At 70.7% G+C, this 15,150-nt stretch carries 13 protein-coding genes and 2 tRNA genes; 3 read left to right on the top strand and 12 right to left on the bottom strand.

The window, feature by feature from the left end; translation table 11 throughout:
- Nucleotides 1-42 precede the first annotated feature (42 nt).
- Entirely contained in the window at nt 43-735 is a 693-nt protein-coding gene (locus ACGFNN_RS02415) for a hypothetical protein (protein ID WP_393552073.1), read from the bottom strand.
- Nucleotides 736-967: 232 nt separating this feature from the next.
- Nucleotides 968-3,841: a leucine--tRNA ligase gene (gene leuS / locus ACGFNN_RS02410; RefSeq protein ID WP_393552071.1), complete on the bottom strand. Its 2,874-nt coding sequence runs from the start codon at nt 3,839-3,841 to the stop codon at nt 968-970.
- Between the two features lie 482 nt (nt 3,842-4,323).
- Here leuS and ACGFNN_RS02405 point away from each other — a divergent pair, with 482 nt between their 5' ends.
- Nucleotides 4,324-5,556, top strand: a complete 1,233-nt coding sequence (locus ACGFNN_RS02405; protein WP_393552069.1) for a hypothetical protein — start codon at nt 4,324-4,326, stop codon at nt 5,554-5,556.
- Nucleotides 5,553-7,127 (top strand): NADH-ubiquinone oxidoreductase-F iron-sulfur binding region domain-containing protein, encoded by a 1,575-nt coding sequence (locus ACGFNN_RS02400; protein WP_393552067.1) that lies wholly within the window; start codon nt 5,553-5,555, stop codon nt 7,125-7,127. Before ACGFNN_RS02405 ends, ACGFNN_RS02400 begins: the two co-directional genes overlap by 4 nt.
- Nucleotides 7,128-7,215: 88 nt before the next feature.
- On the opposite strand, the gene ACGFNN_RS02395 is transcribed toward ACGFNN_RS02400, so the two are convergent.
- The 9 genes from ACGFNN_RS02395 to ACGFNN_RS02355 all read right to left on the bottom strand — a co-directional run bounded on the left by ACGFNN_RS02395 (nt 7,216) and on the right by ACGFNN_RS02355 (nt 12,308).
- Nucleotides 7,216-7,288 (bottom strand) — tRNA-Ala (locus tag ACGFNN_RS02395).
- A 144-nt stretch (nt 7,289-7,432) separates the two neighbouring features.
- Nucleotides 7,433-7,666, bottom strand: a complete 234-nt coding sequence (locus ACGFNN_RS02390) for a hypothetical protein (RefSeq protein ID WP_033305681.1) — start codon at nt 7,664-7,666, stop codon at nt 7,433-7,435.
- A 418-nt stretch (nt 7,667-8,084) separates the two neighbouring features.
- Nucleotides 8,085-8,157: transfer RNA gene (locus ACGFNN_RS02385), tRNA-Ala, on the bottom strand.
- A 181-nt stretch (nt 8,158-8,338) separates the two neighbouring features.
- Nucleotides 8,339-8,992: a histidine phosphatase family protein gene (locus ACGFNN_RS02380; protein ID WP_393552893.1), complete on the bottom strand. Its 654-nt coding sequence runs from the start codon at nt 8,990-8,992 to the stop codon at nt 8,339-8,341.
- Nucleotides 8,989-9,420, bottom strand: coding sequence for a ribosome silencing factor (gene rsfS, locus ACGFNN_RS02375; protein WP_393552065.1), 432 nt, complete (start codon nt 9,418-9,420; stop codon nt 8,989-8,991). The genes ACGFNN_RS02380 and rsfS overlap by 4 nt, the downstream gene beginning before the upstream one ends.
- 61 nt (nt 9,421-9,481) lie before the next feature.
- Nucleotides 9,482-11,233 (bottom strand): LCP family protein, encoded by a 1,752-nt coding sequence (locus ACGFNN_RS02370; RefSeq protein ID WP_393552063.1) that lies wholly within the window; start codon nt 11,231-11,233, stop codon nt 9,482-9,484.
- A gap of 19 nt (nt 11,234-11,252) precedes the next feature.
- Nucleotides 11,253-11,870, bottom strand: coding sequence for a nicotinate-nucleotide adenylyltransferase (nadD, locus tag ACGFNN_RS02365; protein WP_362549307.1), 618 nt, complete (start codon nt 11,868-11,870; stop codon nt 11,253-11,255).
- Between the two features lie 38 nt (nt 11,871-11,908).
- Nucleotides 11,909-12,070 (bottom strand): hypothetical protein, encoded by a 162-nt coding sequence (locus ACGFNN_RS02360; protein WP_362549304.1) that lies wholly within the window; start codon nt 12,068-12,070, stop codon nt 11,909-11,911.
- An 85-nt stretch (nt 12,071-12,155) separates the two neighbouring features.
- Nucleotides 12,156-12,308: a hypothetical protein gene (locus ACGFNN_RS02355; RefSeq protein ID WP_362549302.1), complete on the bottom strand. Its 153-nt coding sequence runs from the start codon at nt 12,306-12,308 to the stop codon at nt 12,156-12,158.
- A 111-nt stretch (nt 12,309-12,419) separates the two neighbouring features.
- On the opposite strand from ACGFNN_RS02355, the gene ACGFNN_RS02350 reads away from it, so the two are divergent.
- Nucleotides 12,420-13,556: a M48 family metallopeptidase gene (locus ACGFNN_RS02350; RefSeq protein ID WP_393552061.1), complete on the top strand. Its 1,137-nt coding sequence runs from the start codon at nt 12,420-12,422 to the stop codon at nt 13,554-13,556.
- Here ACGFNN_RS02350 and ACGFNN_RS02345 read toward each other — a convergent pair.
- Complete coding sequence (locus tag ACGFNN_RS02345; protein ID WP_393552060.1) at nt 13,522-14,613, bottom strand: hypothetical protein; 1,092 nt, start codon at nt 14,611-14,613, stop codon at nt 13,522-13,524. The genes ACGFNN_RS02350 and ACGFNN_RS02345 overlap by 35 nt on opposite strands.
- Nucleotides 14,614-15,150: the final 537 nt, after the last annotated feature.

The following is a 15,150-nucleotide window of genomic DNA, read 5'->3' as shown; positions in this document are numbered from 1 at the left end:
CGCACACGCCTCGCGAGGATCCGTCCGCCCTGGCCGCTGTCGTCAGTTCGTCGTCTCCGGCCGTGCCGACTTCTGCCAGGGGTATCCCGAGTGGAGTCGCGGGTCGGGAGGGGTGAGCGACGGCGGCTGTTCGGCGTCCGCTCCGCTCCGGCGCTGCCCGGCAGGCTCGCCGCGCGAGGGCGTCGTCTCGTCGGTCGTCCAGTGGCGCAGAGCCCCGGCCTCCACGTCGATCTGCGCGTTCAGTGCGGCCAGGTCGTCGTCGGCGAACTGCCTGGCACGGTCACGCGCCGCCCAGCGCAGCGATTCCGCCGAGTGCGTGATGCGCTCCGTACGCTCCTTGAGACCGGGCAGCAAGGTCGCCACCGTCGCGCGGTCCGGTTCGCGCTCCAGCCGCTTGAGGTCGTCGTCCAGCTCCCGGGCGTGGGCGCTCAGCCGCTGGAAGAGCCCCAGGGACTCCGAGAGCGAGGCGTCCTCCGCCGCCCCGGCGTGCAACGCCTCCTGGGTGGCGCGCATCGAGGTACGCAGTGCGAGCCTCAGATGTGCGAGCTCGCCCGGGACGCCGGGCTGGCCGTAGCTCTTGGCCCGCAGGGCGGTGTCCTCCACCGAACGGCGGGCCTGTGTGATCGTCCGGTCCACGCCGCGCTTGGCCGCGCGCACCGTCCTCACCCCCGCGTACACCCCGAGCGCGATGAACGCGACGAACAGCAGCGTCAGGATCAGGATCACGGCTTCCATGAACGCCCCTCGGTCGTCGGATCGGCGGCCGGTGTGCAGCCGTCCCCTACTACCGTAAACGGAACGGGCAGGCCGGGGGTTCCATCAGAACCCCCAACCTGCCCGTAGGGGAAAGCCCTGGGATCAGAGGGAAAGCCCTGCGATCAGGGAGGGAAGCCCCAGGACCAGGGGGAAGCCTGGATCAGGGGGAAGATCCCCGGGGCGCCCGCTCGGGGCGCCCCGGGAGCCTGCGTCAGGCCGGGACGATGTTGACGAGCTTCGGCGCCCGCACGATCACCTTGCGGATTCCGGCCCCGCCCAGCGCGGCGACGACGTTCTCGTCGGCCAGTGCCAGTGCTTCCAGTTCCTCGTCCGAGATCGACGGGGAGATCTCCAGGCGCGCCCGCACCTTGCCCTTGACCTGGACCACGCAGGTCACGGTCTCGTCCACGACGAAGGCCGGGTCGGCGACCGGGAAGTCCTGGTGGACCACGGACTCGGTGTGGCCCAGCCGGCGCCACAGCTCCTCGGCCACGTGCGGCGCCAGAGGGGCGATCAGGAGCACCAGTCGCTCGGCCACGGAGCGCGGCAGCGGGCCGCCGGCCTTGGTCAGGTGGTTGTTCAGCTCGGTGACCTTGGCGATGGCCGTGTTGAACCGCATGCCCGCCATGTCCTGGCCGACCCCGTCGATGGCCTTGTGCAGGGCCCTCAGCGTGTCCTCGCCGGGCTCCGTGTCCACGACGGTGACCTCACCGGTCTCCTCGTCGACGATGTTGCGCCACAGCCTCTGCAGCAGCCGGTACTGGCCGACCACCGCGCGTGTGTCCCACGGCCGGGACACGTCCAGCGGCCCCATGGCCATCTCGTACAGCCGCAGGGTGTCCGCACCGTACTCGCCGCAGATCTCGTCGGGCGTCACCGCGTTCTTCAGCGACTTGCCCATCTTGCCCAGGACACGGCTGACCTTCTCGTCACCGTGGTAGAAGGCACCGTCGCGCTCCTCGACCTCGGCGGCCGGGACCGCGATACCGCGGCTGTCCCGGTAGACGAAGGCCTGGATCATGCCCTGGTTGTACAGCTTGTGGAACGGCTCCGACGACGAGATGTGCCCCAGGTCGTGCAGCACCTTCGACCAGAAGCGGGCGTACAGCAGGTGCAGCACCGCGTGCTCGGCGCCGCCGACGTACAGGTCGACACCGCCGGTGGGCTGCCCCTCACGCGGTCCCATCCAGTACTGCTCGACCGCCGGGTCGACCAGACGCTGGTCGTTGTTCGGGTCCAGGTAACGCAGCTCGTACCAGCAGGAACCGGCCCAGTTGGGCATGGTGTTGGTCTCACGGCGGTACTTGCGCGGGCCGGAGCCGTCTCCCAGGTCCAGGGTGACGTTCACCCAGTCGGCGTTCCGGGACAGCGGGGTCTCCGGCTGGGTGTCGGCGTCGTCCGGGTCGAAGGTGCGCGGCGAGTAGTCGTCGACCTCCGGCAGTTCCAGCGGCAGCATCGACTCGGGCAGCGCGTGGGCGATGCCCTCCTCGTCGTACACGATCGGGAAGGGCTCGCCCCAGTACCGCTGGCGGCTGAACAGCCAGTCGCGCAGCCGGAAGTTGACGGTTCCCTCACCGACGCCGCGCTCCTGCAGCCACTCGGTGATCCGCGCCTTGGCCTCGACGACGCCCAGGCCGTCCAGCGAGATCGCGTCGTTGGCGGAGTTGACCAGCTTCGCCTCGTACGAGGCGAACGCGTCCTCCCACGCCGACGGGTCCAGGCCGCGCTCGTCCGACGGCTCGACGACACAGCGCATCGGCAGCTCGAAGGCGCGCGCGAAGGCGAAGTCGCGCGCGTCATGCGCCGGTACGGCCATGATCGCGCCGGTGCCGTAGCCCATCAGGACGTAGTCGGCGATGAAGACGGGGACCTTCTCGCCGCTGACGGGGTTGGTCGCGTACGCGCCGGTGAAGACGCCGGTCTTGTCCTTGGCCTCCGCCTGGCGCTCCACGTCGGACTTGGCGGCCGCCTGCTTGCGGTAGGCGGTGACCGCTTCCGCCGGGTTCGAGTGGCCCCCGGTCCACACCGGGTGGGTGCCGTCGGGCCAGGCGGCGGGGATGATCCGCTCGACCAGCTCGTGCTCGGGCGCCAGCACCATGTAGGTGGCACCGAACAGCGTGTCCTGGCGGGTGGTGAAGACGGTGACGTCCCCGGCTCCGTCGACGGGGAAGTCGACGCGCGCGCCTTCGGAGCGACCGATCCAGTTGCGCTGCTGCAGCTTGATCGCCTCGGGCCAGTCCAGCCCGTCCAGGTCGTTCAGCAGCCGGTCCGCGTAGGCGGTGATCCGCATGTTCCACTGGCGCAGCTTGGCCTTGAAGACGGGGAAGTTGCCGCGCTCGGAGCGGCCGTCCGCCGTCACCTCCTCGTTGGCCAGTACGGTGCCCAGCCCGGGCGACCAGTTGACGGGCGCGTCCGAGGCGTACGCCAGGCGGTACTCCCCCAGGACGTCGGCGCGGTCCGCGGCGCTCAGCCCGCTCCACTCGCGGCCGTCGGGCAGGCGGCGCTCACCACTCTCGAACTGGTCCACCAGCTCGGCGATCGGCCGGGCGCGGTCGGCCTCGGAGTCGTACCAGGAGTTGAAGATCTGCAGGAAGATCCACTGGGTCCACCGGTAGTAGTCCGCGTCGATCGTCGCGAAGGAGCGGCGCTTGTCATGCCCCAGACCCAGGCGGCGCAGCTGGGCCTTCATGTTCTCCATGTTCGCCTCGGTGGAGGCGCGCGGGTGGGTGCCCGTCTGCACGGCGTACTGCTCGGCCGGCAGGCCGAAGGCGTCGAAGCCCAGGGTGTGCAGGACGTTGTGCCCTGTCATCCGCTGGTGGCGGGCGTAGACGTCGGTGGCGATGTAACCCAGCGGGTGCCCGACGTGCAGACCGGCACCCGAGGGGTACGGGAACATGTCCATGATGAACTTCTTGGGCCTGGCGGCCGACTCCGTGCCGTCCGCCAGGTCTCCGCTCGGGTTGGGCGCCTCGTAGGTCCCCTCGGCGTCCCAGAAGTCCTGCCAGCGTGCCTCGATGTCGGCGGCCATCGCTGCCGTATAGCGGTGCGGCGCGGCCACCTCGGCCGCGGTGTTCGTCTCGCTCATGATCCTCAAAGCTCCATCGATCGTCATCTGCCGGCACCCACGTCCACGGACACACGTCCACGGAAACGAAAAATCCCCTCGCACAGGAGGGGACGCCGCGCCGAGTCCGACCAGGCATTCTCACCGGTCGGGAATGATCAGCGCGGCTCGCTAAGCAGAAGGCGTACGGCACGCATGGCGTCAGGGTACCGCACGGCCTCGGCGCCCGGCCCGGCAGATGTGCGACGGGCGACGCCGACGAGTCCGGCCGCCGCGGGCTCCGCGGGCACACGGGCCGCGCGAATGTTCCACAGGACCCACACGCTCCGGAGGTTACTCCGCGTACCGGCCCCTACCGGGGCAACCGTTCAAACCCCGTACCGGCCGGTAGAGCGCGACCTAGCATGCGGCAACGGGACCGCTTTGCCGAGCCATTCGGAGTCGCCCCCATGAACCCTCACCGCAGGATCCGTTCTTCCCCCGCCCTGAACCACGGTCAGAGAATGAGCCGTTCCGCACAAGGCGGGCTGACCGTGGCGGCGCTGATCCTCCTCCCCCTGCTCGCAGTGGCCGGGAGCGACGGTCTGCGCGACGCGCTCGACTTCACCACCGGTGTACTGACCCTGGTCTCGCTCACCGCGTCGGTCGCCTGGGGCCTGCTGGCCACCGACCGGATGTTCCTCTCGACCCGTCAGCGGCTGGTCTGCCAGGGCGTGCACCGCGCCGCCGCCGTCACCTCGCTCGGCTTCCTCCTCCTGCACGGCACGGTCAAGGTGGCCCTGGGGCACATCGGTGTGCTCGGCGCGCTCGTACCGTTCGGCACGGGCGTGAGCGGTGCGGCGGGTCTGATCGGCTTCGGCTCGCTCGCCGGGCTCCTGATGATCGTCACAGCGGCGACGGGCGCCCTGCGCAGCGCCTTCGCGGCGCCCGGCAGGATCGCCGGGCGCTGGCGCGCGCTGCACGCCCTTGCCTATCCGGCGTGGTGCGCGGCGCTGGTGCACGGACTGTACGCGGGCAGACAGCCCGCGACCTGGGTCGTCGTGATGTACATGCTCTGCCTGGCGGCGGTCGCCGCCGCGCTCGTACTACGTCTGCTCCCAGGTCCGGCGAAGCGCCTCGTCACGGACCTGGCCGGTGGCCGGGCGGGCCCGGCGACCCCCGACCCGGTCATACGCTCCTCGGTGCCCCCCGAGCCTGCCTACGCCCCGCAGCCGCGCCAGGGCCTGCCGGCCGAGGCGCCCGGCTGGGGCGACGACCACGGCGTACGCGTCGGCACCCCGGTCCGGCCGCGGACGCTGGCCGCGCCCGGACAACCGGCCGCCGTCGCGTACGAACCCCGGGAAGCCGCGTACGAACCCCAGGGAAACGGATCCCCTCCGTACGGTTCGCCACCCCAGGGATTCGACCTGCCGTCCCGAGCTCCCGGCCCGCCGTCGCACCGATTCGACCCTCCGGCCCGTCCTCCCGGCCCGCCACCGTCCACGGACCTGCGGACAGGCTTCTCGGCCGCCTACCGGGCCGTCACCCACGCCGGTCCGCCCGTCCGCCCCCCGGACACCGGAGAACAACGGCCCAGCCCAGCCCCCGCACCGCCCTCGCCGGTGCTCGACCCCGCCCGGGCCCCGCACACACAGCCCTCCCGGAGCCCCGGCCGGCAGGGCTCACGGCCTCCTGGGCCGCTCTACCCGCCTCTGGCGGGCGAACCCTGGAACGCACCGGCAGGAGAGCGGCCATGAACGTCCCCCTCCCCGACGTACCCGAGGTCCGCGTCGTCGGGCTCCCCCAGCTGACCAGCGGTTTCGACCTGGTGGAACGCCTCGACCTGGCCATGCACCTGAAGGTGCACGGGCCGCTGGACCCGATGAGCGGCGAGCGGCTCGCCGAAGTGGCGGAGGCCGTCTCGCTGCGCGGCCGGGGAGGCGCGGGTTTCCCCTTCGGCAGGAAGCTGCGAGCCGTCGCGACGGCTGCGATGCGGCGCGGCGTGCGTCCCGTGGTGGTGATCAACGGCAGCGAGGGCGAACCGGCGTGCCGCAAGGACACCGTGCTGCTCAACCGCGCCCCCCATCTCGTCCTCGACGGCGCCCTGCTCGCCGCCGAGGCCCTCGGCGCACGGACGCTGGTCGTGGCCGTCACCCGCAATTCGACGGAGATCTCCGTCCGCGAGGCCCTCGGGGAGCGCGGGCTCTCCGAGCGTCGCGGGCAGCATCTGCGCGTCCGGGTGGTACGCACACCGGAGCGCATGGTCTCCGGAGAGGCCTCCGCGGTCATCAGGGCGGCGAACGGCGGGCCCGCTCTGCCTCCGGGACGCCGCGAACGCGCCGCGGAGTCGGGCGTCGCGGGCGCCCCCACCCTGCTGTCGAACGCGGAGACGTTCGCACAGCTCGCCGTCGCGGCGCGGCTCGGCCCCGGGCGCTACGGCCACAGCGGGCTGTCCGACGAGCCTGGCACGGTCCTGCTGACCGTCTCGGGATCGGTGGCACGTCCGATGGTCATCGAGGTGCCCACAGGGGTGCCGCTGCGGTACGTCCTGCAGCTGGCCGGCGCCCCACCCGCACCCCAGGGGGTGCTCACCGGCGGCTATCACGGCAACTGGATCGACTCCGACGCCGCGCACGACGCCATGGTCTCCAGAGCGTCCCTGGCGGCGGTGGGCGGCGCGCTGGGTGCCGGCGCGATCCTGCCGATCGGGCCCGAGACCTGTGCGATCGGCGAGTCGCTGAGGATCGCGAACTGGCTGGCCGCGGAGACCGCGGGCCAGTGCGGGCCGTGCAGACTCGGTCTGCCGGCCGCCGCCGGCGGCCTCTCGGACGTGATGCACGGAGGTGGTCCCGCCGCCTTGGAAGCCCTACGCGAAGTGACCCGGGCCGTGAAAGGACGGGGAGCCTGCAAGCACCCGGACGGATCCGCCCGCTTCCTCGCATCGACCCTTTCGGCGTTCACCGACGACCTCGCGGCGCACGTCCTGGGCGGAGGGTGCGGGCGGGAGACGCTGGGCGTCCTCCCCCTGCCCGCTCCCGGGCACGATCACCGGGAGGAGTCCGTCCCGAGCGGCGAGAGGCTGGCGGTGGACTGGACGCTGTGCCGCGGGCACGGTCTCTGCGCCGACATCGCGCCCGAGCTGATCGGACTCGGCCCCGACGGCTACCCGGTGCTCGCCGACGCCGCCGTTCCGACGCATCTGCGCGGGCGCGCCCAACGGGCCGTACGCCGGTGTCCCGCTCTCGCCCTGCGCATGGAAGCGACCCCTGCGGAGCGCCCCGCCCTGCCCGACGCCGGACGCCGGGCACTCGGCAGCGGGCGCGGCTGATCCCCACCGCACTCCGGCACCTCACGCCTGACGGGGCGGGAACACGAAGAAGCGGGTCATCCGATTCGGATGACCCGCTTCCTCACTGTGGAGCTAAGGAGAATTGAACTCCTGACCTCCTGCATGCCATGCAGGCGCTCTACCAACTGAGCTATAGCCCCGTGCTGTTTGCCGCCCGGTTTCCCTGGCGACATCGAGAACATTACACGGTCTCCGGGGCCCATCAAAAATCGATTCCACTTTGCACCGCTATGTCCGTTTCTCGGGCTCTTGACCAGCGGTTGCCGCGGCCCCGGGAAGGCCGCTCACGCGGTGGCGAACGAATAGAACCTCTTGAGGGTGCAGTGCTCCTCCAGGAGCCGGCCGTAGATCGGCTCCCCCTCGAGTTCCCGGTAGGTCTCGATGGGGTCGCCTTTTATGATCAGCGCCCGTGCGCATTCCTCGCACCAGTACTGGAACTCGGCGTTGACGGGGTCCATGTCCCGGACGATGGGCGTACCGCTGCCGCACCAGTCGCATTTCCGCCTGTGTGCACCCATCCGGTCAGCTCCGCGGGCAGCGGCAGGCGGCGGCGTGGGGGCAGGGAGACGCGGCGGAAGGGTGGGGGACGCGGAGGCAAGGGGATGCGGCGGGGTCAAGAGGCGGGCCCGGGGCCCTGACGCGGCTCGCAGGCATCGCGCTCCCTCCCGATCGGTCCGTCGCCCCCTCCGGCGCTCCGATTCTGCCATGAGCCCGCAAGGGGGTCAGCCCGATCAGCGTCGCAGCGCCCGCCGCCGTCCTGAATGAAGGGGGCGCGGCCGACCGCCGGACCTGCGACGGAGCCCTGGGAACGCCCTGTCGGCCCTTGTCCCAGGCAGTCCGGGGCAGTTGGGGCGCGCACGGCGCGAGCCGGCGCACGAGCGTGCCACATCGGCCGAAAAAAGATCCCGCCCCCTACTGGGGACGGGATCTTCACTGTGGAGCTAAGGAGAATTGAACTCCTGACCTCCTGCATGCCATGCAGGCGCTCTACCAACTGAGCTATAGCCCCGCTGTTCACTTTCACCGCGTTTCCGCGCTGCGAACAAGAAGAACTTTAGCCTGCGACGAGCCGGAAAGTGAAATCCGGCCCCCAGCGCCCTCACCAGGCCGCTGGGCAGCGACTTCGCGGGAGCGCCCTCCGGTCGGAGCACCGCGCCCGCGCTGTCCGCCGCGCCGCAGCGGAGCAGCTCTCAGTCGTCGTCGCCGAGCACGGGTTCGGGCAGCGTCCCCGCGTTGTGCTCGAGAAGGCGCCAGCCACGCGCGCCTTCGCCCAGTACGGACCAGCAGCAGTTGGAGAGGCCGCCGAGGCCCTCCCAGTGGTGCGCTTCGAGTCCGAGCAGGCGGCCGATGGTCGTACGGATGGTGCCGCCGTGGCTCACGACGACGAGCGTGCCGGCGTCGGGGAGCTTCCCCGCGTGCTCCAGTACGACCGGGGCGGCACGGTCGGCGACCTCGGTCTCCAGCTCGCCACCTCCCCGTCGGACGGGTTCGCCACGCTTCCACGCGGCGTACTGCTCGCCGTACTGCTCGACGATCTCCTCGTGCGTGAGGCCCTGCCAGGCGCCCGCGTACGTCTCACGCAGTGCGGAGTCGTGGGAGACGGCAAGGCCGGTGACCGAGGCGAGCTCGGCGGCCGTGGCCGTTGCCCGCCGCAGGTCGGACGCCACGATGGCGTCCGGCTGCAGCGAGGCGAGCAGCCGTGCCGCACGGCGCGCCTGACCGACACCGGTCTCCGTCAGGTCGATGTCCGTGGAGCCCTGGAAGCGGCGTTCGAGATTCCACGCCGTCTGACCGTGGCGCCAGAGGACGATCCTGCGGCCCCTGCCGCGGCTGCTGCCGTTCAGCTCTGCTCACCTTCCGTACCGCCGTTGAGCTGGGCGTGCTCCTCGGCCTTGCCCCGGGTCCTGACGGCGTCCTCGGGGAGGGCGATCTCGGGGCAGTCCTTCCACAGGCGCTCGAGCGCGTAGAACACACGCTCCTCGCTGTGCTGGACGTGGATGACGATGTCGACGTAGTCGAGGAGGATCCAGCGGGCGTCACGGTCGCCCTCACGGCGCACCGGCTTGGCGCCGAGCTCCTTCAGCAGCCGCTCCTCGATCTCGTCGACGATCGACTTGACCTGGCGGTCGTTGGGAGCCGAGGCCAGCAGGAAGGCGTCGGTGATCGACAGCACTTCGCTGACGTCGTAGGCGATGATGTCGTGCGCGAGCCGGTCGGCCGCCGCCTGGGCGGCGGCGCTGATGAGCTCGATGGAGCGGTCGGTGGCGGTCACATGCAGGCTTTCGTCGGCGGTCGGATTCGACCTCTAGGGTCTCACGGACCGCCGACAGCCCTCACGACGTCGGCTCGGGGATCTTGTAGTCCTGCCCGAGCGCGACGGAGATGTCCGCGTTGGCGGCTGGATCGCCCTTCTTCACGGCACTCTCCGGCAGGCCGAGCGTCTTGGCGACCTCGACCGCCTTCGCCTTGTCCTCCGCGGCCGCGTAGACCACCTGGGACGACGCGACGGTGTCCGCCTTGCCGCTGTCGACGAAGGCGTAGCCGCCGTTGACCAGCTGGACCCTGGCGTACTCCGTGCCCTTCGTGTTCCCGGTCGCGTTCCTGATGCCGACGCGCACCGCCGCGTCCTGGTCCGGGGCCTTGACCCTGCCTCCCAGGACGTCCTTCACGACGCTCTCGGTCGCCTGGTCGGTCAGCGTCCCGTCGCTCTGCACCGGGAGCAGTTCCGTCTTGTAGTCCCCCACCTTGGCGTGCCCGGCGAGTTTCGCGAGCGAGGCCCCCAGGTCCTGCTCCGGCAGGGACGGGTCCAGGATCTGCGCGAGGGTCTCGATGGTGACGGTTGCGCCCTTGGGGTCCTCCGAGAGCTTGCGCAGTACGCCGCGCATGACCTGGCCGAAGCGCATCAGCTGCTTGGTCTGGGGTTCGCCGGCGCCCTGGTAGGTGGCGTAGGCGACGGCCATCGGGCCGCTCAGGGTCTGCGCCTCCCCCTTGTTCACGAGAGGCGCGGCGCCCTTCTTGGAGTCGGGTACGTCGGTGTCGGTGTCGACCTCGATGTTGCCCACGAGCTCGACGAGGTTCTCGAGGTAGGGCGTGTCCAGCCGCCAGGTACCGCTGATGCTGGTGCCGAGCAGCGTGTCGATCGACTCGCGTGTACCGGCGGACCCGTCGTCGTCGACCGACTTGCCGAGGGTGGTGGTGGATCCGTCGTCCGCGGCCACCGCCAGCGAGTTCGGGAGGAGGACGGTCGTGCCCTGCTTGGTGGTGACGTTGTCGACGAGCAGCGCCGTGGAGGTGCCGCCCTTCTTGGTGTTGTGCAGGTGGACGACGATCACGTCCCGCTTCTGCGGCCCCACCGCGGCGGCGCTCTGCTCGTCCTGACCCGAGACTCCGGGGATCTTCCCGGCGAACCAGAGGTATCCCGCTCCACCCACGACGACCAGAACGACGACGACTATGAGCGCGACCATCCGGTTGTGCCCACGCCGGCGCGCCTCCTCGCGGCGCTCGCTGCGACTCTCGGTGAACTTCAGCCAGTCGATGACGTCTTCGGAGTCCTCGTCGGGCTCCTCGATGAAGGAGAACTGCTCGGTTCGGTAGTCGCGGTCGGCGCGGCGCTGACCGGGGACGGCCGGGTCGGCCGGGGGCACGGGTTCGCTCCGCGGCTCCGGCACCGGGGGCGCTGCGGGCGGAGCTACAGGTGCCTGGGGGGCGTTCCACTGCTGGGTGGAGTCGCCCACCGGGGACATGGTGCCCGTGTCCTGGCCGTAGGGGTCGTAGGTGCCGTAACCGGCGCCGTAGCCGTACCCCTGCTGCTGGGTCTGCTGGTCCTGCTGCGCCTGGTACGGGTCGTACTGCTGCTGTGTGCCGGCGTACGGGTCGTAGCCGTATCCGTGCTGCGCCTGCCCGTCCTGCTGCGTGCTGCCGTCCTGGTGCGTCGGGTAGGGCTGCTGCGACTGCTGGTTCTGCTGGGCGTACGGGTCGTAGCTCTGCTGGCCCTGCTGCTGGTAGACCGGCTGCCCGTACGCGTCGTAGCCGATGATCTGCGGCTGCTGGTACGGGTCGTACGGGTTCTGTCGGTCGTTCACAGGTGCCCCTTTCCGTGGCTCATTCGCCGCGGTACAGCTGGCGCTTGTCGATGTAGCGGACGACCCCGTCGGGCACGAGGTACCAGACCGGCTCGCCCTCGGCGACCCTGGCGCGGCAGTCCGTGGACGAGATCGCCAGGGCGGGCACCTCGACCAGCGAGACCCCGCCCTCGGGCAGCCCGTCGTCCGTCAGCAGATGACCGGGCCGGGTCACACCGATGAAGTGGGAGAGGGAGAACAGCTCCTCGGCGTCGCGCCAGGTCAGGATCTGTGACAGGGCGTCGGCGCCGGTGATGAAGAAGAGGTCCGCGTCGCCGTGGACCGCCCGGAGGTCCCGCAGCGTGTCGATCGTGTACGTCGGGCCGCCCCGGTCGATGTCACTGCGGCTGACCGAGAACTGCGGGTTGGACGCCGTCGCGATGACGGTCATCAGATAGCGGTCCTCGGCGGGGGAGACCTGCTTGTGGCTCTTCTGCCAGGGCTGCCCGGTCGGGACGAAGACGACTTCGTCGAGGTGGAAGTGGGCGGCCACCTCGCTGGCCGCCACCAGATGTCCGTGATGGATCGGGTCGAACGTCCCGCCCATCACGCCGAGACGGCGCTTGGCGCGGCCGGTAGGCACTTCCTGCTCTCCCATGCGTGCAGACCCTACTGGTACAGCCGTTCGCCTCTGCCTCAGCGGTCCCGGTTGAACCGGGTGGTGATCCAGAGGAGGAGCAGCAGCGCGATGAACGCGCCACCACCGGTGACATAGGGGCTGAGGCTTTCGTGGTTACCACCCTGCTCGCCTTCGGAGGCGAGGGTGACCAGCTGGTGTGCGGTGCTCGAGAGGCTCATCTTCTGCGGGACCTATCCATCGGGAATCGAAGAGGGAGACGTCGCGCACATCGTATGCGGGCGCCCCGGGCACGCTCACGCCGACTCAGTCGTTGTCGTCGTCGTTGCGGTATCCGCGCAGCAGGAACCAGGCAAGCAGGGCTGCTCCGACGAGCGAGACGAGCAGGACGATGCGAAGGGTGTCGCCCGGCCCCTGGTCCTCGGACACGGCGGCGAGCAGGACAGCGGTGTGCGGCATTCCGGGCGCTCCTCAAAGTTATCCACAGCCCCCCGCACACCGTAGCGCCAGCGCATACGCTGGTTTCCGTCAGGGGGACGAGCGACGTCTCGTACGAACAGGGGGCCATCCATGACCGATGCCAGTGACGAGAGCGTGCCGAGCAGGCAGCGCAGGCGATTTCCCGGTATCTCCTCGCGTGCCTACGAGCACCCGGCGGACCGCTCGGCCCTGGTGGCGCTGCGGAGACTGAGCGGCTTCGACACGGTCTTCAAGGCGCTGAGCGGCCTCCTGCCCGAGCGCAGTCTGCGGCTGCTCTTCCTGTCCGACTCCGTCCGGGTGAGCGACGCACAGTTCACCCATCTCAACGACATGCTGCGGGACGCCTGTTACATCCTGGACCTGCGGAAGGTCCCCCCGATGTACGTGACCCAGGATCCGCGGCCCAACGCGATGTGCATCGGCCTGGACGAGCCGATCATCGTCGTGACGACCGGGCTGGTCGAGCTGCTCGACGAGGAGGAGATGCGTGCCGTCGTGGGCCACGAGGTGGGCCACGCACTCTCCGGTCACTCGGTGTACCGCACGATACTTCTCTTCCTCACCAACCTCGCTCTCAAGGTGGCGTGGATCCCGCTGGGCAACGTCGCGATCATGGCGATCGTGACGGCGCTGCGCGAGTGGTTCCGCAAGTCGGAGCTGTCCGCCGACCGTGCGGGCCTGCTGGTCGGGCAGGATCTGCGGGCGTCGATGCGCGGTCTGATGAAGATCGCCGGTGGTAACCACCTCCACGAGATGAACGTGGACGCCTTCCTCGCGCAGGCCGACGAGTACGAGAAGAGCGGCGACCTCCGCGACTCCGTGCTGAAGATCCTCAATGTGCTGCCGCGCACGCATCCGTTCACCACGGTCCGGGCGGCCGAGCTCAAGAAGTGGTCGGAGACCCGGGACTTCCAGCGCCTCATGGACGGCCACTACCCCAAGTGCGACGAGGACAAGGACACCTCGGTGACGGACTCCTTCCGGGAGTCCGCGACGCACTACGCCGACACGGTGCGCACCAGCAAGGACCCGCTGATGAAGCTCGTGGGCGACATCGCGGGCGGTGCGGGAGACCTCGGGGGCAAGCTTCGGGACAGGTTCACGGGCGGTGGTGGTTCCGGCAGTGGTGGTCCGTCCGGGGGCGGGGCGCGGTCCTCGGGGACCACGGACGGCTCCGAGCAGCAGCGGTGGCCTAAGGACCCTGGCGAGCCGGGGTCGGGGAGCTGACCGCGAGGGCTCCGCAGAGCCCGGCCCTGGGCACTCCGGTGGCGTAGGGATCGGTGCCCGTCGGCCCTCGGGTGTCCGCCCGTTCACCCGCCAGCAGCGGGCTCAGCGCCCTCTCCGTCCTGGCCGAGCAGGACTGCGGGCCTGCCTGAACGTAGGCGGTGCGGACCTCCAGCCGGTGCAGCCGGATGTCCTCCCGGTCGAGCAGGAAGTGCAGCACCCGGCGCACGGTGAACAGCGACGCCCCGTCGGTGCGGTGGGGTCCCTGAGCGGCCGGCCTGAGTGCGTAGGTGAAGGTGTGGTCGGACACCACCTCCAGGGTGTCCGACCCCGCCTCCGCGTAGGAGAGCGTGCCGCTGACCCTGATGTCCGGGTCGGCGAGCTCCACCGCGGCCGGATCGAAGCGCACCAGCCAGCCGGTGGCACTGTGCTCGCCGTCATCGGCGGGTGAGTCCATGCTCCGGTCGAACTGCGCGGTCTGGTCCGGGTCGAGCAGCCGGGCGACGGGCCGGACGACACCACCGGTCAGGACGTCGGGATCGAGGGACGAGTTCACGAGGTAGTCCTTGACCGTGGCCAGGGCGATGGTCACCTGACCGTCGGAGAAGTTCTTCGTGCGCCGGACCGCGGGGAAGTTGATACCCGCGGCCCCGGTGCGGTGGCCGGCGGCGGGACCGTCGGCGAGGAGAGCCTCGGCGGCCGCTCCCGGGACGGGTCCTCGAGGGGCGAGCGGGACCACGTCGGTCCGCAACGGCTCGGCACGCCTGCCTACGGGGGCCGGATAAGGGTTGCGGAAGCCCATGTAGACGGCGGCCGCGAACGCCAGGGCGATCAGCAGGACGAGAGCGATACCGGCTCTGGACCGGTGCCTCCTGACACTGCGGCCACCGGGGAGGGAGCGTACGGCGCGCGCGTGGTCGCCCATGCGCTCCACGGCGGAGAACTCCTGCAGCCTGGCGGCTCGCACAAACGATTCGTCGAAGACGAGTGAGCGATACTCGTCCTCCCCTCCCGACGTGTTCTCGGGGGGCCCTTCCGGCGGTTCTCCGCGGCCTGTCATGACTTCTCCCGTTCTCCGCGCCACCGGCGGGAGCTGGCGCTGGGATCCGCCTCGGCCGTTCGGCGCCGGGCGGACCTGTCCGTCACGGGTTCGACACATGGGCGAGTGGCTGGCCCTCTTCCCGGGGACGGGGACGGGAGGAGGGGTCACACGGTCATACCTTCAGATTGGATCGATCGCCCTCAAGGTAAACGCCCCGCAGGTGGGAGCGCAGGTGGAGCGCCGCCAGGAGAGGGGCTGGGGAGAGGGGCCCCGAGGACGGGCCCGGAGGAACAGGGGGAACACCCCGACAGAGGCGCAGACGGAGGAGGAGGGGGCGGCACGGAGAAGACGGGGCCACACCGCCGCGGCGTACGCGCCACGCGCCGCCGGGCCGGGCGGAGACATCCGGCCGTCGGCCGTACGGAGACTTCCACCGCGCTTCGAACGGGGCCCGGGCGAAGCACGGCCGCGCGCATCGAACGGGGCGCACCCGGGTCGGCCGTCACCACGCCGGCGGCCGGGGCGCCGGAGCGCGGCCGGGCACAGGCCGGCCCC

The organism is Streptomyces sp. NPDC048590 (assembly GCF_043199535.1).
Taxonomy (GTDB): domain Bacteria; phylum Actinomycetota; class Actinomycetes; order Streptomycetales; family Streptomycetaceae; genus Streptomyces.
Note: the sequence above shows the minus strand (reverse complement) of the source record. Positions and strands in the feature narration are given on the sequence as shown.